Raw genomic sequence first — 15,397 nt, 5'->3', positions numbered from 1 at the left:
ACGCGGCCCGCATGCTCGCCGCGGACGAGGCGGCGCGCGCCGAGCTCGAGCTGCTGCAGCCGTCCATGGCGCCCGTCCGCCTCGCGGTGATGCAGTCGGCCGCGCACGGTCTCGTGCCGCGCACCCTCGACGTCCTCGCCGAGACCGAGCCACGACTGCGCGTGGAGATCGCCGAGCTCGCCCCGGAAGAAGGCTTGTTCGAAGTCGCCGCACGCGGCTTCGACCTGGCCGTGGCCGAGCAGTACCCCGGCCACACGCGCGAACAACGCGCGCTTCTGGAGCGCCGCACGCTGGGCCGGGATGCCATCCGCCTCGCCGTCGCGCGAGGCGACGGCGCCGCGACGCTCACCGACCTCCGCGATCGCGCGTGGGTGATGGAGCCGGAGGGGACCGCCGCGCGCCAGTGGGCCACGCAGCAGTGCCGCGCCGCCGGCTTCGAACCCGACGTCCGGTTCGAGCTCGCCGACCTCACCGCACACGTCCGCCTCGTGGCATCCGGTCACGCGGTCGGAATGATCCCTGCGCTCGTCTTCGGGGGAGACGAACCCGCGACGCGCTCGATCGATCTGCCCGGGAATCCGCGCCGCGAGATCTTCACCGCGGTGCGCCGCGGCACGGCGGATCGGCCCGGCATCCGCGCCGTCCTGGCCGCGCTGCAGGCGGCATTCGACCGCGGGCCCGGGGTCAGCGCCGCGTCGTCGTCCGGATGATGCGGTGCAGCGTCTCGGCGAACGCGTCGGCGACGTCCGCGGGCTCGGTCCGTACAGCGGCGTCCAGGTCGCGGCCCGCGCGGTCCAGCTCGGACCAGGGCTCGGCGTCGAGGTCGACGTCGAGATGGATGTGGTTGACGCGCCGGTCCTCCGTGTCGAGTTCGCGGCGGAGCAGCCCGCGTTCGACGAGGCGATCGACGAGTGTCGTGACTCCCGCGGAGGTCACGCTCAGATGGTCGCGCAGCTGGGAGGGACGGATGCCGGGGTGCTCCCGAATGCGCAGCAGCGCACGCACCTCCGTCTCGCTGAGGCGCAGTTCGGCCCGGGTCGCGGCCTCGGCGGATCGTCGGGACTCGACGTAGGCGTCGAGCGCCGAAGAGAGCAGAGGTCGTCGGGGCATAACTCCACCCTACTTAGGGCGCTGAATAGTTCGTATCGTTAGTTACTGCGCCGAGATGGTGCTACCTTCAGCCCTGGCGATCCTCGCGATCGAACGAGATCGTGTCTTCCGGATCATTAGCACAGGTCTCGATGCGCCCCGGTGCCCGCGATAATGGCGGAAGCGCGATCCTCGCGCCCGAGACGGAGTGTGCCGTGCCCGTACGTGACCTACTCGACCTGCAGCTCCTGGAGCAGTGGGTCGACGAGTTCCGCAACCTGGGATACCTCACCGGGAGCGACATCCGCGTTCTCGAGCAGCAGGACGACACCCTCACCCACCGCGGCCTCATCGTCGTCGACCTCAGCGAAGCCGCCACCATCACGTACCTCCAGCCCATCAGCGAGAGCGACGGGCGCTGGAAGGCGACGATGGAAGCGCGCGACACGACGATCGAACTCACCGCCGTCGAGATCGTGAACCTCGGCAACGAGCTCAACATCCTCGGGGCGCTCGTGACCTTCCTCGAAGTCAAATCCCGGCAGTTGCTCCACAGCAGCTGAGCACGAGCCCGGATGCCGAGACGCATCGCCACGAACGACAAGAGCCCCGGGCGTCCCGGGGCTCTTCTCATGGTGTCACGGTGGCGAGTGAGGGATTCGAACCCCCGAATGCAATGCAGTCTGATTTACAGTCAGATCCCTTTGGCCGCTTGGGTAACTCGCCAAGTGCGCACCCGCCCGGCTTTCTCAGTCGACCAGAGGCGCGATCACCTAGCTTACCCTCCCCGAGGGCGTGCTTCCAACACGGGCCAGGATCACGCCCGGAGGCGTCACGAAACGGGGCGGGATCACTCCGGGATGCGCAGCAGGGCACCCTCGCTGCGGCATGTGGCCGCGGCGACCTCCATGGCGCGGTCGAGGACGTACCCCCAGGATGCCTCGTCCTCGGGGAGCCCCGCACGCACCAGAGCGGCCGTGGTCGAGAGCACCGCGTCTCCGCCGCCCATCGTGTCCACGATGCGGCCGGGCAGCTCGACGATCGCCCGCGAGACGGTGAGCCCCCCGGCGTCGATCGCCGCTCCCCCGGCGCCGTACGTGGCGAGCACGGCATCCACGCCGAGACCGGCGAGCTTCTCGCGCAGCTCTTCGAGCGGGGCGCCGTAGAGCAGCTGGGAGTCGTCCTCGCCCACCTTCACCAGCTGTGCGTGCGCCGCGGCCTTCTCGAAGCCGCGCACGAACTCGTCGCGGTCGTGCAGCATGCCGGCGCGCGGGTTGGGGTCGATCGCGAGGGATGCCGAGCCCACGGCATCCAGGAGCGCGTCGGTCTGCTCCGCGTCGTCGAAGGGGAAGCAGCTGACGACGACCATCGCCGCATCGGCCAGGGCCGCCCGCTCAGCGTCGCCGTAGTGGACGCGTCGGTTCTGCGCCGCGTCGTTGAAGACGTACTCGGGCTCGCCGCCGGCCGAACGCGTGCTCACCGCGCGCGACGAACCGTGCTCGGATGGGCTCGCGAGCAGCGTGACGTCGTACTCGGCGAGGTAGGAGCGGATCTGCTCGCCGGCGGCGTCGTCACCGACCATGGCGATGAGCGACGACGGGACGCCCAGTCGCGACAGCCCCACGGCGACGTTCAGTGCCGCGCCGCCAACGAACTCCCGTACACCGTCGTCGTCGCGCAGCTCGTCGATCAGGGCGTCACCGATCACGACGACACGGCCGCTCACCGGTCGGCTCCGGCCGTCTCGAGCACCCGCTCGACGAACGCCTCGGTACGGCGCTTGGTGCCGTCGATCTTCATGTCCACACTCCCGCGGATCTCGCTCGGCGCCAGCGGCATCGCGAGGCGCACGTTCTCGTGGCACGACAGGTCGCCGCACATGTACGTCCCGACCGTATCGCCCTGCTCCCCCGCGACCCCGGCTTTGCGAGCCGTGAACAACGCGACCTGATCGCCCGGCTGCATGGTGTGGCACAGGTTGCACATCGCCGACCGCGCGCGCGACTGCCCGTCGGCCGCCCGCAGGACGACGCCCGTCAGGCGCCCCTCGCGCTCGGTGACGAGGTACCCGCGACCACGCGTGCGGGGGTCGCGCCACGCGAGGAAGTCGAGGTGGTCCCAGTCCAGGAGCAGGAAGTCGTGCGGCACGGCCACGACCCGCACTTCCTCCGGCGCGGCGTTGACGAAAGCCTCGCGGACCTCGTCCTCGGTGAGTGCTCGCATGGCATCCGAGTCTACGAGCGCGAGGAGAACACCGGGCCAGGATCGTCGACGCTCGATAGAATCGCGGAATGGCCGACAGCTCATTCGACATCGTCTCCAAGATCGACCGCCAGGAAGCCGACAACGCGCTCAACCAGGCCCGCAAAGAGGTCGAGCAGCGCTACGACTTCAAGGGCACCGACGCGTCCATCGAGTGGAGCGGCGAGGCGATCCTCATCAAGGCGAACTCCGAAGAGCGCGCGAACGCGGTGCTCGACGTCTTCCAGACCAAGCTCATCAAGCGCGGGATCTCGCTGAAGAGCCTCGAGACGGGCGACCCGGTCGCCGGCGGCAAGGAGTACCGCATCACCTCGACGCTCAAGGAAGGCATCTCGCAAGAGGATGCCAAGAAGATCGGCAAGATCATCCGCGACGAGGGCCCCAAGGGCGTCAAGTCGCAGATCCAGGGCGACGAACTGCGCGTGCAGTCGAAGTCCCGCGACGACCTGCAGGAAGTCCAACGCCTCCTCAAGGCCGCCGACCTCGACGTCGACCTGCAGTTCACGAACTACCGGTAAGAACACCGGAGGGATGCCGTGCGCCGTGCGACGGAACTGGCGGCGGGTGCGGACGTGCGCGTGGGCGGCGGGGTGTCCACGGTGCGCTCGGCCCTCGCCGCCGGCCTCGTGGATCGCCTGCACGTCGCCGTACGTCCGGTCGTTCTCGGCCGCGGAACCCGGCTGTGGGACGAGCTGCGCCACCTCGACACCCGCTACACCGTCACGTCGGAGGTCGCCGAGAGCGGCGTCGTCCACGTGACGTTCGCGCGGTGAGCACTCCCGACGGGATGCCGCGGTGCCCGACGTGCGGCGACCCGCTGCGGTTCGAGGTCCTCGACGACGAGCGCTTCCTCGTCGCGTGGTCGTGTGTGACGTGCGGGCTGATCCGCACGACCGAGCCGAGCTAGACGCGGGGTGTCACCCTCCCCTCAGCCGCGCAGTCTGTCGTCACGCCACTCCACGACGACGACCTCCCCGCGCGCAGCGCGCTCCTCGCGATCGCGCAACTCCACCCGGCGGATCTTGCCCGAGATCGTCTTGGGGAGCTCGGCGAACTCGATGCGCCGCAACCGCTGGAAGGGCGCCAAGCTCGCCCGCGCGAAGCGCAGGATGTCGAGAGCGACCTCCTCGCCGGGCTCGTGGCCGGCGGCGAGCACGACATACGCCTTCGGCACCGACAGGCGCAGGTCGTCGGGCGCCGGGACGACCGCCGCCTCGACGACCGCCGGGTGCTCGATGAGCACGCTCTCCAGCTCGAACGGGCTGATCTTGTAGTCCGACGACTTGAAGACGTCGTCCGTGCGGCCGATGTACGTGATGCTCCCGGTCTCGTCGCGCCGGGCGACGTCGCCGGTGTGGAACAGCCCGCCGTCGAACGCCTCTGCGTTGCGCGCCGGGTCGCCGACGTACCCCGTCATGAGGTTCAGGGGTCGCTCGGAGAGATCGAGGCAGATCTCACCCTCGTCGGTGTGCGCACCGGTGAGCGGGTCGACGATCACCACCGGGCAGCCCGGCAGTGGGCGCCCCATCGACCCGGGCACCAGGGCCGCTCCCGGCGTGTTCGCCACGATCGCCGTCATCTCGGTCTGGCCGTACCCGTCGCGGATGTCGAGCCCCCACGCGCGCTGCACGTGAGCGATGACCTCGGGGTTGAGGGGCTCCCCCGCCGAGACGACCTCGCGCAATGCGCCCCGGCGGCCCGACAGGTCGGCCTGGATCAGCATCCGCCACACCGTCGGCGGAGCGCAGAACGTCGTGACCCGGTCCCTCTCGAGCTCGTTCAGCAGGCGCTCGGCCGAGAACCGCGCGTAGTTCAGGGCGAGCACGGTCGCCCCGGCGATCCACGGGGCGAAGAAGCAGCTCCACGCGTGCTTCGCCCACCCCGGCGAGCTGATCGCGAGGTGCACGTCGCCGGGTTCGAGCCCCAGCCAGTACATCGTGCTCAGATGCCCGACCGGGTACGAGACCTGCGTGTGCTCGACGAGCTTCGGCTTCGATGTCGTGCCCGAGGTGAAGTACAGCAGGAGCCGGTCGTCGGCCGTCGTCCCCGGATGCCGCACCGGCGGCGCCTCGGCGAGGAACGCGTCGCCGTATCGGGCCCACCCCGGCAGCTCCTCGCCCACCACGATGCGGCCGAGACTCTCGGGCAGATGGTCGAACTTGTCGGCATCCGGGGTGCCGACGATGACGTGGCGGATCTCGGCGCGCTCGACGCGATCGGCGAGGTCGCCGGGACCGAGGGCGGTCGTGGTCGGCGCGATGACCCCGCCGAGCTTCATGATCGCGAGCATCGCCTCCCACAGCTCGACCTGGTTGCCGAGCATCAGGAGCACGGCGTCCCCCTTGCGTACCCCGCGGGCCGCCAGCCACGCGGCGAGCTGATCGGAACGCCGGGCGAGCTCGTCGAAGGTGCGCTCGTGGTGCGTCTCGTCGTCGTCGACCACGATCAGGGCGGGCGCATCGTTGCCGCGCGCCATCGGGTCGAACCAGTCGACCGCCCAGTTGAACGGACCGTCGATGCGCGGCCACGCGAACGACGCCGCTCGGGCGGGATCGGTGCGCGCCGCGAGCAGTTCGTCGCGCGCGGCGCGGTAATGCTCCGTGGGGGTGGTCGAGGTCATGGTGCTCCTTCGCTCGCGCTCTACGCTAGCCACCCCATCCACCGGTCGAGTCCGGCGTAGGCGGCATCCCGGGCCTCGGGCGCCGACAGGAAGACGTCGTGGAGGGCGCCGTCGACACGCTCGATCGTGACCGTCCGGGCGATGCGGGTGGCCGCGCGAGCGATGTCGTCGACCACGAGCACCGAGTCGGTGTGCCGCATCGCGTTGCTCCACGACAGCGCCGAGGTCGACCGCGCCGACAGCAGCACGAGCGCCGGGCACCCCGCATCGATCCCGGATGCCACCCGCGCGTGGCCCGCGACGACGGCGGCGAGCCAGCCCGGGTGTGTGGGGAAACCGCGCTCCGGGCGCCACCCGTCGGGGCTGTCCGGCAGGGTGCCGACCTCGCGCTGGGCGCGCGTGTAGAAGCCGAGGTCGACCGCCGGATGCGTGCCGAGCGGATCGATACGAGCGCGGGCGTTGAGGATCGGGGCGAGAGCCTGACGCCCGAGCGGCCCCAGTTGCAACTCCAACCACGGACTGTTGAGGACGAGCGCCTGGGCGCGACCCGGATGCCGCGCCGCCCAGAGCGTCAGCGTGAGACCGCCCGTGCTGTGCCCCAGCAGAACGAGACGCCGGCCGTGGGCTTCGGTGCCCATGGCCTCCAGCGCCGCCTCGATGTCGGCGTCGTACACGTCGAGCGCGGCGACGTATCCGCGCGTCTGGCCGGGCCGGATGCTGCGGCCGTACTTGCGCAGATCCAGCGCGTGAAACCGTGCGCCACGATCGGTGAAGAATCGCGCCAGGCCAGTCTGGAAGAAGTAGTCGGACCAGCCGTGAACGTAGAGCACGTCGAGATCACGCCATGCCCCGAAGAGCCGCTCCCCCGGGTTCGGCATCGCCCGCACGAGGGTGGCGACCACCTCGCCCTCATCATCGGCGCCGAGCGGCAACGTCCGCTGCGCGAACCCGTCGCCAAGGATGTCCGGATGCCACTCCCCCATGGCCCCAGCCTAGAGCGGAGACGCGCTCATGCCCGCTGCTGCTCACGCTCCTGACGTTCCTTCGCGCGCTCCAGCGCCCGCGTCCGCGCGGCCCGGGCGTCTTCCTCGAGCTTCTCGGCCTTGACTTCGTCGCGCGTGAGGTTCACGCCCGTCTCGGGATCGAACAGGTGCAGCGAGTCCGGGGAGAACCACAGCCGCGCGGCATCCCCCGCCCGGACCGAGCTCATGGCATCCAGCGCCACGACGAGTTCGGTGCGCAGGCTCTCGCCGTCGAGGTCGCGATCGAGCTCGGACAGCTTGTCTTTCACCGTGGCGTCGGTCTCGTACGGCACGTAGGCGTAGAGCACTTCGCCGAGCCATTCCGTCATCTCGATGTCGAGCTCCGCCGTCACGCCACCGTCGAGATCGCGCTCGGTGGCGTCGGCGTCCTCGAACGCATCGGGTCGCACGCCGACGATGACGAGGTCGCGGCCCTCGACCGCGGCACGCAAGCGGTCGTCCAGTGGCACGTCGGCGATCGGCAGCCGCAGCACGTCGCCGTCGACGGTTCCGCTGAGGAAGTTCATCGGCGGGGAGCCGATGAACCCGGCGACAAAGAGGTTCACGGGCTGGTCGTACAGCCCGCGCGGGCTCGCGACCTGCTGCAGCTCGCCGCGGCGGAGCACCGCCACGCGGTCGCCGAGGGTCATCGCCTCGGTCTGGTCGTGGGTGACGTACACGGTCGTGATCCCGAGCGAACGCTGCAGGCGCGCGATCTCGGTGCGCATCTGGCCGCGCAGCTTCGCGTCGAGGTTCGACAGCGGCTCGTCGAAGAGGAACGCGCTGGCGTTACGCACGATCGCGCGCCCCATCGCGACACGCTGGCGCTGCCCGCCCGAGAGGTTCGCGGGCTTGCGCTCGAGGTGCTCGTCGAGTTCCAGCAGCTTCGACGCCTTGCGGACACGCTCGTCGATCTCGGTGTCGCTCAGGTCGCTCGACTTCAGCCGCATCGGGAACGCGATGTTCTCGTAGACGGTCAGATGCGGGTACAGCGCGTAGTTCTGGAACACCATCGCGAGGTTGCGGTCCTTCGGCGCCTTGTCGTTGACGACCTCGTCGTCGATCTTGAGCTCGCCGTCGGAGATGTCCTCGAGGCCGACGATCATGCGCAGCAGCGTCGACTTGCCGCACCCCGAGGGCCCGACGAGGATCACGAACTCGCCGTCGGCGATGTCGAGATCGACGCCCTTGACCGCGGTGAAGCCGTCGTCGTAGGTCTTGACGATCCGGTTGAGGGTGATGGATGCCATGGAGTCTCTCCTTTAGCCCTTGACGGGTTTCAGCCCTTGACGGCGCCCTGCGTGAGACCGGACACGATCCGGCGCTGGAAGATCACGACGACGATGACGATGGGGATGGTGACGACGATCGCGGCGGCCGAGATCGCGCCCGTGGGCTCTTCGAACTGCGACGCCCCGGTGAAGAACGACAGGGCCGCGGGCACCGGGCGGGCGGCATCCGTCGACGTCAACGAGATGCCGTAGACGAAGTCGTTCCACGCGATGAAGAACGCGATGATCGCGGTGGTGAAGACGCCGGGCGCGGCCAGGGGCACCACGGTCTTGCGGAACGCCTCGAACGGCGTCGCCCCGTCGACCTGCGCCGCCTGCTCGAGCTCCCACGGGATCTGCCGGAAGAACGCCGCGAGGGTCCAGATCGAGATCGGGAGCGTCAGCGACAGGTACGGGATGATCAGCCCGAGCCACGTGTCGTAGAGCCCCACGACGCGCCACAGGTTGAACAACGGCGTGACGATCGACACGATCGGGAACACCGACACCGCGAGCGCCGTCGTGAGGATCACGCGCTTGCCCGGGAAGTCCAGGCGCGCGATGGCGTAGGCGCACAGCGTCGCCAGCACCACGGCGATGAACGTCGCGATGAGCGAGATCCCGATCGAGTTGCGCAGCGCCGGCAGGAACAGGTCCTGCGCGCTGCCGCCCGGCGCGAGGATCGTGGCGTAGTTGTCGAGCGTCCACTCCTCGGGCAGAAGCGTGCCCGAGAACAGACCCGCCGGCGTCTTGAACGAGGTCATCGCGATCGAGAAGACCGGGAAGAGCGACCACACCAGGACGGCGGCGATGATCGCGAGCCACAGGATCCGTTGGGGCCAGGTCATCGCGCGCATCAGGAGTTCCTTCCCGCCGACAGGTCCACTTTGAAGCCCTTGATGAAGATGCCCGCGATGATCAGGACGCTGAGGAAGAGCAGCACCGAGATGGCCGATCCGAGACCGATCTCCAACCGCCCGATCGAGGTGTTGTACGCCAGGAGAGACAGCGCCTCGGTGTCATTGGCACCGGCGGTCATGATGAAGATGTTGTCGAAGATGCGGAACGCCTCGAGCGTGCGGAACAGCACCGCGACCATGATCGCGGCCTTCATGTTCGGCAGGATCACGCGGCGCAGCACCTCCCACGCGGTCGCTCCGTCGACCTTCGCGGCCTCCTCCAGATCGCCCGGCACCTGGGCGAGGCCGGAGAGCAGGAGCAGCGAGATGAACGGCGTGGTCTTCCATACCTCGGACAGGATGATCACCGTCAACGATGTGCCCTGGTACGCGAACCAGTTGAGGTTCTCGTCGAACCCGGGGATCCACGCGAGCCAGTTGTTGACGTAGCCGCCGGAGTTGATGTCGAACGCGTAGAAGAACGCGAACGCCGAGACCACCGTGATGATGCCGTACGGCACGAGGATCGCGGTGCGGGCGAAGCCCCGGAGCTTCTTGATGGCCCGGTGCATCACGAGGGCGAACCCGAACCCGATGACCAGCTCCAGCGCCACCGTGACGACCGTGATGAAGAGGGTGACCCCCATCGACTGCCAGAACGCCGGGTCGCCGAGGATCACCTGGTAGTTGCGGAACCAGATGAACTCGCGATCACCGGGGGCGGTCAAGCGCAGGCTGAACAGCGAATCCCACAGCGCCTGCACGATCGGGTACAGCGTGACCAGCAGCATGATCCCGAACGCGGGGCCCGCGAGCATCCACCCGAGGCGGACCTCGGCACGGGCGCGGTCGGATCGCCGCTTCTTGTGCGGCTTCTCCGGTTCGGATGCCGCGTCGCGCCGTTCGGCGCGGGCGAGAGTCTGGCTCACAGCAGTCGCTCCCCTCTGAGCACCGCGAGGATGAAATCGGTCGAGGTCTGCGGCGTCGTGTCCGGGTTCACCGCGGTCGGCGGATGCCAGGTGCGCTGCAGCCCGATCGAGATCTCGTTGTAGTACGGCGTCTGGGGCCGCGGCGCGCCGAGGTCGAGCGACTCGCGGATCGTGTCGGCCATCGGGAACTTCTCCTGCACCTGCGGGTCGTCGTAGGCCGCGGTGTTCGAGGGCGGGTTGCCGTTGGTGACGAAGTACTGGGCCTGGTTCTCGGGGCTGACGATGCACGCCACCGCCTGCCAGGCCAGGTCGGTGTGCGCGCTGTACGCGCCGACACCGAGGTTGATGCCACCCACCGGCGGGGCCGCCGGGGTCCCGGCATCCACTCGGGGGTAGACGGCCCAGCCGAGGTCGTCGACGACCTCGGGAGCCGCGCCCTGCATCGCGGGGTAGACGAAGGGCCAGTTGACCATGAACGAGCCGTCGTCCCCCTGGAAGAGGTTCATGCTCGCGTTCTCGTCGGCGGTGGGAAGACCCGACCCGGCGAGGCCGGACGAGCCGATCCGGGCGATGATGTCGGCCGCTTTCCTGCCGGCGTCCGTGTCGAGGCCGAGCTGCATCTCGTCGGGCTTCGCGTCCGGATCCTCGAGGATCTTCCCGCCGGCCGAAGCGACCAGCGCGTTGATCCACACCGTCAGGGACTCGGCGAGCGCGCCCTGGACGCCCAGCTGCGTGTTCTGGTCCTCGGCGACCTGGATGATCTGATCCCACGTGACCGGTTGGGTCATGTCCAGGCCCGCCGCCTCGGCCACCGACTTCCGGTACCAGAGGAGTTGCGTGTTCGCCCAGAAGGGCACCGTCACCAGTTCGTCGTTCCAACTCGCCGACTGCACCGCGCCCTGCACGACGCCGTCGGTGTTCTGCAGCTCTTCGGGGACCGGGGCGAGGAACCCGGGTTCGGCGAGCTCGGGGATGAACGGCGGGTCCAGGCTCATGATGTCCAGCGAGCGGTCGCTCGCGGCGAGGCGTCGGGCGAGCTGCTCGCGCTGCGAAGCCGCATCACGTGGCAGGAGCGAGGTCTCGATGCGGTACGCCCCGTTCGCCGCCTCGGTGCAGGATGCCGCGATCTCGGCTTGACCGCCGTCGTCGGGGTTGATGTACCACGTGAGCGTGGGCACCACGTCGCCGGCCGAGCACGCTCCCAGCGTGCCCGCCAGGGCGAGGGCCGACGCCCCGGCCACGATCCGTCTCACCGTTCGCATCCGGCCCCCTCGCCTCGGTGCGCGGGCCGTACTGCCCGGCGTCGTGAGGTCCATCCTGCCGATGGGGGTGAAATCCCGGCACGAGGGTTGCCCGGGGCGTGGGCGGATGTTATTCGCGCGGGCGGAACGCAGAACCGCCCCGTCGTGGGACGGGGCGGTTCTGGGGGGCGGGGCTACTCGCCGCGCGAGATCCGGATCATCTCGTCGCGCGGGACGACCTTGATGCGCGCACGCTCGTGCGGTGCGCCGAGCGCGACCTCGTGCTCGTCGAGGCGATGCCAGCCTTCGAGATCGGTCCAGCGCACACCGCGCTCGGCCAGGAGCGCCGGGATGGCCTCCTCCTCGGGGTGCGCCGGCTGCCACCACTCGCCCTGGTCGTTGATGACGTGGCGCACGGTCTCCATGGCATCCGATTTGGTGTGGCCGATGAGTCCCACCGGGCCGCGCTTGATCCACCCAGTCGCGTACAGGCCCGGCATCCGCTCGTTCGAGTCGGATGCCATGACCTGGCCCTCCTGGTTGGGGATCACGCCGTGGCGCTCGTCGAAGGGCACGTCCGTCAGGGGCGAACCGAAGTAGCCGACGGCGCGGTAGATCGCCTGGATGGGCACCTCGCGGATCTCGCCGGTGCCGACGACGCCACCCTCGGCGTCGGGCTTCGTGCGCTCGTACCGAAGCGCCGCCACGCGACCCTCGGCATCCGTGACGACTTCGAGGGGCTTGGCCCAGAAGTGCAGGTGCAGACGGCGCGAGGCTTCTCCCCCGGCGTTGTTCACGCCCGGGCGCGTGCGCCACTGCTGCAGGACGCGGTCGATGACCTTGACCTGCTTGTTCGTCTCGATCGCGGCGCGGGAGGCGTCGTCGTAATCGAAGTCCTCGTCGTACACGACCATGTCGACGTCGCGCAGCTCGCCGAGCTCGCGCAGCTCGAGCGGGGTGAACTTGACCTGGGCGGGCCCGCGGCGACCGAACACGTGCACATCGGTGACCGGCGAGGCCTTGAGTCCCTGGTAGACGTTGTCGGGAACCTCGGTGGGCAGCAGGTCGTCGGCGTGCTTGGCGAGCATGCGCGTGATGTCGAGGGCGACGTTGCCGTTGCCGATGACGGCGACGGACTCGGCCTCCAGCGGCCACTCGCGCGGCACGTCGGGGTGTCCATCGAACCAGCTGACGAAGTCCGCGGCGCCGTACGAGCCGTGGGCGTCGATGCCGGGGATGTCCAGGTCGGCGTCGCGGATCGCACCGGTGGCGAAGATGACGGCGTTGTAGTGCTGCTTGAGGTCGTTGAGGGTGATGTCCTCGCCGAAGCGCACGTTGCCGAAGATACGGATGTCGCCGCGGTCGAGCACCTCGCGCAGGGCCGTGATGACGCCCTTGATGCGCGGGTGGTCGGGGGCCACCCCGTACCGGACGAGACCGTAGGGGGCGGGGAGCTGCTCGAACAGGTCGATCGACACGTCGAACTGGCGCTCCGTCTTCAACAGGATGTCGGCGGCGTAGATGCCGGCGGGGCCGGCGCCGACGATGGCAAGGCGCAGCTTCGTCATGGAGGTCCTCTCGATCGTGATCGGGGGGGGTGGAGATGGGTCAGGCGGAACGGTCGGCCACGGCGCGGGCGAACCGCGTCAGGGCCTCGCGGACGGCGCCGTCCGGCAGCGGTGCGAGCGCGTCGATCGCGTCCTGCGACCACCGGTGGGCCAAGTCGAGCGTCTCGCGCGTGGTCTCGTGCTCGCGCAGCTCGGTGAGCGCGTCGTCGAGGATCGCGGGGTCGGCGCCCGCGGCGATGCGGTCCTGGCCCTCGTCGATGCGCGCGCGCAGGTCGGCGGAGGCCTGATCGGTGCGGTGGCCGAGCAGCAGATACGGCATGGTCGGCACACCGGCGCGCAGGTCGGTGCCCGGCACCTTGCCGGTCTCGGACGGATCCGGCGAGAGGTCGATGACGTCGTCGAGCAGCTGGAAGGCCACGCCCGCCTTCTCACCGAAGACGACCATCGGGGCCTCGAACTCCTCGGGAGCGCCCGAGTAGATCACGCCCGACTGGGCGGCCGCGGCGATGAGGGAGCCGGTCTTGTCGGCGAGCACCCGGAGGTAGAACTCCACCGGCTCGTCGCCCTCTTGCGGGCCGACCGTCTCGTGCATCTGCCCCAGCACGAGCCGCTCGAACGTGTCGGCCTGCAGCTGGATGGCCCGTTCGCCGCGCCGAGCCATGAGCTGGCTCGCGCGAGAGAAGAGCAAGTCGCCGGTGAGGATGGCGATGTTGTTGCCCCATACCGTCTGTGCGCTGGGGACGCCCCGACGCTTGTCGGCGCCGTCCATGACGTCGTCGTGATACAGCGAGCCGAGGTGCGTCAACTCGAGGGCCGTGGCCACCTCGACGACCTCGGGAGTGGTGCCCCGACCCAGCTGCGCCGTGAGGATCGCGAGCATCGGGCGCACGCGCTTGCCGCCGGCCTCGTACAGGTAGCGGGCGGTGACGTCCGCGAGCTTGTCGGCGCTGCGCACCTCGCGCTCGAGGGTGCTCTCGACCAGGTCGAGACCGGCCTCGACGGTAGACAGCAGGGTGCGCGCGCGCAGCCCGCCGAAGATGCGGTCACTCAGGCCCAGCTTGCCCGACAGGCGGGTGCCGGCCGCGGGCGGTCTCGGGGTCACGGTTTCAGCCTATCCTGGCGCGGTCAGGGGCCGCCGCCGGTATCTCGACGATTGACAGGACGCTCATCGGTCGCCGTCAGGCGCCCGGGTTGATGCCGCGGTGGAGGGCCACGATGCCGAAAGTGAGATTGCGGTAGGCGACGTCGGCCCACCCGGCGTCGCGCATCCACGCTGCCAGCGTCGGCTGGTTCGGCCAGTCGCGGATGGACTCATTGAGGTAGTCGTACGCTTCGGCGTTCGAGCTCACGACCTTCGCGACGGTGGGCAGCACCCGGCCGTTGTAGAAGCGGTAGAGGCCGTTGAAAGCGCGGGACGGCGGATGCGAGAACTCGCACACCACGATCCGCCCCCCGGGCCGCGTCACCCGACGCAGCTCCCGCAGCGCGCGACGCGGGTCGTTGACGTTGCGCAGCCCGAACGACATCGTCACCGCGTCGAACTCGCCGTCCGCGAACGGCAGGTCGGTGGCATCCGCCTGCACGAACTCGAGGTTCGGGACGTCGCCGTGGCGGCGCTGACCTTCGGCGATCATGCCGCGCGAGAAGTCTGCGGCCACGACGTGCGCACCGCTGGGGACGAACGCCATCGACGACGTCCCCGTCCCGGCGGCGAGGTCGAGGATCCGCTCGCCCCGCTGCGGAGCGACGGCCTTGAGGGTCGCGACGCGCCAGAAACGGTCGTTGCCCAGGCTCAGCACCGAGTTGGTGCGGTCGTAGGCCGCGGCGACCTGGTCGAACATGCCGCTGACACGCTGCGGATCTTTGCCGAGATCGGCGCGGTTGGGGTCGCTGCTCACCCGTCGAGTCTAGGCGCGGTCCGGCTCGACGTCCCCGGTGAGCGCGAGGTCGGCGAGACGCTGCAGCCACGGCCCGGTCACGGCATCCGAGAAGGGAGCGTCGCCCGCGCGCACTCGACGCTCGAGGTCGACGGCCACGGACTCCAAGTGCGCGACGATGTCGGCGGGATAGCCGTACCGCACGCGGTGGTCGTCCCACTCGTCGCGGTCGTCGATCCAGGTGCCGCGTTCGTCCGTGCGGCGGACGACGTCGAGATCCATGTCGACGCCGGTGGGTGCGCCGTCCTCGTCGAAGCCGGCGTCCCACGCCAGGTCGATGTACACCGCGACCGGGTGGGGCGCGGCGTTGTGCGTGAAGGCCCAGTCGCCGCTCGCGGGGACGAGGGTGACGTTCGGTTCGCGGCATACGAACTCCCGGCCCGGGCGGACACTGCGCCACCCCACCTGCTGGCCGAACCAGTCGCCCCACACGTCGGAGCCGAGGTAGACGGAGTCCTGCTCCCAGTGCGGCGAGCCGTCCCACTTCCGCCAGCGGAACACGAGCCGGGTACCGGGTGCGGGGCGGGAGGTCATGCCGCGAGTCTAAGTCGCGGTCTAC

The 15,397-nt window shown here is 69.7% G+C and carries 18 protein-coding genes and 1 tRNA gene; 5 read left to right on the top strand and 14 right to left on the bottom strand.

What is annotated here, in order from left to right; genetic code table 11:
- The coding region (locus LQV45_RS02845) for a LysR substrate-binding domain-containing protein (protein ID WP_230005644.1) at positions 1 to 710 on the top strand (710 nt) is incomplete at its 5' end.
- On the opposite strand, the gene LQV45_RS02840 is transcribed toward LQV45_RS02845, so the two are convergent.
- Positions 685 to 1,110: a MarR family transcriptional regulator gene (locus tag LQV45_RS02840; RefSeq protein WP_230005643.1), complete on the bottom strand. Its 426-nt coding sequence runs from the start codon at positions 1,108 to 1,110 to the stop codon at positions 685 to 687. The genes LQV45_RS02845 and LQV45_RS02840 overlap by 26 nt on opposite strands.
- Before the next feature lie 194 nt (positions 1,111 to 1,304).
- Here LQV45_RS02840 and LQV45_RS02835 point away from each other — a divergent pair, with 194 nt between their 5' ends.
- Positions 1,305 to 1,652 (top strand): hypothetical protein, encoded by a 348-nt coding sequence (locus LQV45_RS02835; protein WP_230005642.1) that lies wholly within the window; start codon positions 1,305 to 1,307, stop codon positions 1,650 to 1,652.
- An 81-nt stretch (positions 1,653 to 1,733) separates the two neighbouring features.
- Here the strand turns inward: LQV45_RS02835 and LQV45_RS02830 are convergent.
- From LQV45_RS02830 to LQV45_RS02820, 3 genes are all read right to left on the bottom strand, one after another.
- Positions 1,734 to 1,815 (bottom strand) — tRNA-Tyr (locus LQV45_RS02830).
- 124 nt (positions 1,816 to 1,939) lie between these two features.
- Positions 1,940 to 2,815: a PfkB family carbohydrate kinase gene (locus LQV45_RS02825; protein ID WP_230005641.1), complete on the bottom strand. Its 876-nt coding sequence runs from the start codon at positions 2,813 to 2,815 to the stop codon at positions 1,940 to 1,942.
- Positions 2,812 to 3,312, bottom strand: a complete 501-nt coding sequence (locus tag LQV45_RS02820) for an FBP domain-containing protein (RefSeq protein ID WP_230005640.1) — start codon at positions 3,310 to 3,312, stop codon at positions 2,812 to 2,814. The genes LQV45_RS02825 and LQV45_RS02820 overlap by 4 nt, the downstream gene beginning before the upstream one ends.
- 68 nt (positions 3,313 to 3,380) lie before the next feature.
- On the opposite strand from LQV45_RS02820, the gene LQV45_RS02815 reads away from it, so the two are divergent.
- Genes LQV45_RS02815 through LQV45_RS02805 form a run of 3 tightly spaced genes read left to right on the top strand, consistent with a single transcriptional unit; the run spans position 3,381 to position 4,258 of the window.
- A complete protein-coding gene (locus LQV45_RS02815) occupies positions 3,381 to 3,869 on the top strand; it encodes a YajQ family cyclic di-GMP-binding protein (RefSeq protein ID WP_128218677.1) in 489 nt (162 codons plus the stop codon).
- 18 nt (positions 3,870 to 3,887) lie between these two features.
- The gene (locus LQV45_RS02810) at positions 3,888 to 4,124 is read left to right on the top strand and encodes a dihydrofolate reductase family protein (RefSeq protein ID WP_230005639.1); all 237 of its coding nucleotides are present in this window, start codon (positions 3,888 to 3,890) and stop codon (positions 4,122 to 4,124) included.
- On the top strand, positions 4,121 to 4,258 hold the full coding sequence (locus LQV45_RS02805) for a hypothetical protein (protein WP_171024313.1): 138 nt from the start codon (positions 4,121 to 4,123) through the stop codon (positions 4,256 to 4,258). Before LQV45_RS02810 ends, LQV45_RS02805 begins: the two co-directional genes overlap by 4 nt.
- Before the next feature lie 21 nt (positions 4,259 to 4,279).
- On the opposite strand, the gene LQV45_RS02800 is transcribed toward LQV45_RS02805, so the two are convergent.
- The 10 genes from LQV45_RS02800 to LQV45_RS02755 form a co-directional block, all read right to left on the bottom strand.
- Complete coding sequence (locus LQV45_RS02800; RefSeq protein ID WP_230005638.1) at positions 4,280 to 5,971, bottom strand: AMP-binding protein; 1,692 nt, start codon at positions 5,969 to 5,971, stop codon at positions 4,280 to 4,282.
- 20 nt (positions 5,972 to 5,991) lie between these two features.
- The gene (locus tag LQV45_RS02795; RefSeq protein ID WP_230005637.1) at positions 5,992 to 6,954 is read right to left on the bottom strand and encodes an alpha/beta hydrolase; all 963 of its coding nucleotides are present in this window, start codon (positions 6,952 to 6,954) and stop codon (positions 5,992 to 5,994) included.
- A 26-nt stretch (positions 6,955 to 6,980) separates the two neighbouring features.
- Entirely contained in the window at positions 6,981 to 8,243 is a 1,263-nt protein-coding gene (locus tag LQV45_RS02790) for an ABC transporter ATP-binding protein (RefSeq protein WP_230005636.1), read from the bottom strand.
- 29 nt (positions 8,244 to 8,272) lie between these two features.
- Positions 8,273 to 9,121 carry a carbohydrate ABC transporter permease gene (locus tag LQV45_RS02785; RefSeq protein ID WP_230005635.1) on the bottom strand — a complete coding sequence of 283 codons (849 nt, stop codon included), beginning with the start codon at positions 9,119 to 9,121 and terminating at the stop codon, positions 8,273 to 8,275.
- On the bottom strand, positions 9,121 to 10,092 hold the full coding sequence (locus tag LQV45_RS02780; protein WP_138177321.1) for a carbohydrate ABC transporter permease: 972 nt from the start codon (positions 10,090 to 10,092) through the stop codon (positions 9,121 to 9,123). Before LQV45_RS02780 ends, LQV45_RS02785 begins: the two co-directional genes overlap by 1 nt.
- The gene (locus LQV45_RS02775; RefSeq protein ID WP_230005634.1) at positions 10,089 to 11,354 is read right to left on the bottom strand and encodes an extracellular solute-binding protein; all 1,266 of its coding nucleotides are present in this window, start codon (positions 11,352 to 11,354) and stop codon (positions 10,089 to 10,091) included. The genes LQV45_RS02780 and LQV45_RS02775 overlap by 4 nt, the downstream gene beginning before the upstream one ends.
- Before the next feature lie 173 nt (positions 11,355 to 11,527).
- Positions 11,528 to 12,901, bottom strand: a complete 1,374-nt coding sequence (locus LQV45_RS02770; RefSeq protein ID WP_230005633.1) for an FAD-dependent oxidoreductase — start codon at positions 12,899 to 12,901, stop codon at positions 11,528 to 11,530.
- 40 nt (positions 12,902 to 12,941) lie between these two features.
- Entirely contained in the window at positions 12,942 to 14,003 is a 1,062-nt protein-coding gene (locus LQV45_RS02765) for a polyprenyl synthetase family protein (RefSeq protein WP_230005632.1), read from the bottom strand.
- 76 nt (positions 14,004 to 14,079) lie between these two features.
- Positions 14,080 to 14,799: a demethylmenaquinone methyltransferase gene (locus LQV45_RS02760; RefSeq protein ID WP_290370195.1), complete on the bottom strand. Its 720-nt coding sequence runs from the start codon at positions 14,797 to 14,799 to the stop codon at positions 14,080 to 14,082.
- A 9-nt stretch (positions 14,800 to 14,808) separates the two neighbouring features.
- A complete protein-coding gene (locus LQV45_RS02755) occupies positions 14,809 to 15,372 on the bottom strand; it encodes a DUF402 domain-containing protein (RefSeq protein ID WP_230005631.1) in 564 nt (187 codons plus the stop codon).
- Positions 15,373 to 15,397: the final 25 nt, after the last annotated feature.

It is taken from the genome of Microbacterium sp. Bi128 (assembly GCF_918698205.1).
Note: the sequence above shows the minus strand (reverse complement) of the source record. Positions and strands in the feature narration are given on the sequence as shown.

Excerpts from the sequence above, each read along its gene's own strand:
- LQV45_RS02795 (WP_230005637.1), bottom strand. The coding sequence starts at position 6,954 with ATGGGGGAGTGGCATCCGGACATCCTTGGCGACGGGTTCGCGCAGCGG.
- LQV45_RS02840 (WP_230005643.1), bottom strand. The coding sequence starts at position 1,110 with ATGCCCCGACGACCTCTGCTCTCTTCGGCGCTCGACGCCTACGTCGAG.
- LQV45_RS02755 (WP_230005631.1), bottom strand. The coding sequence starts at position 15,372 with ATGACCTCCCGCCCCGCACCCGGTACCCGGCTCGTGTTCCGCTGGCGG.
- LQV45_RS02770 (WP_230005633.1), bottom strand. The coding sequence starts at position 12,901 with ATGACGAAGCTGCGCCTTGCCATCGTCGGCGCCGGCCCCGCCGGCATC.
- LQV45_RS02785 (WP_230005635.1), bottom strand. The coding sequence starts at position 9,121 with ATGCGCGCGATGACCTGGCCCCAACGGATCCTGTGGCTCGCGATCATC.
- LQV45_RS02800 (WP_230005638.1), bottom strand. The coding sequence starts at position 5,971 with ATGACCTCGACCACCCCCACGGAGCATTACCGCGCCGCGCGCGACGAA.
- LQV45_RS02815 (WP_128218677.1), top strand. The coding sequence starts at position 3,381 with ATGGCCGACAGCTCATTCGACATCGTCTCCAAGATCGACCGCCAGGAA.
- LQV45_RS02775 (WP_230005634.1), bottom strand. The coding sequence starts at position 11,354 with ATGCGAACGGTGAGACGGATCGTGGCCGGGGCGTCGGCCCTCGCCCTG.
- LQV45_RS02820 (WP_230005640.1), bottom strand. The coding sequence starts at position 3,312 with ATGCGAGCACTCACCGAGGACGAGGTCCGCGAGGCTTTCGTCAACGCC.
- LQV45_RS02790 (WP_230005636.1), bottom strand. The coding sequence starts at position 8,243 with ATGGCATCCATCACCCTCAACCGGATCGTCAAGACCTACGACGACGGC.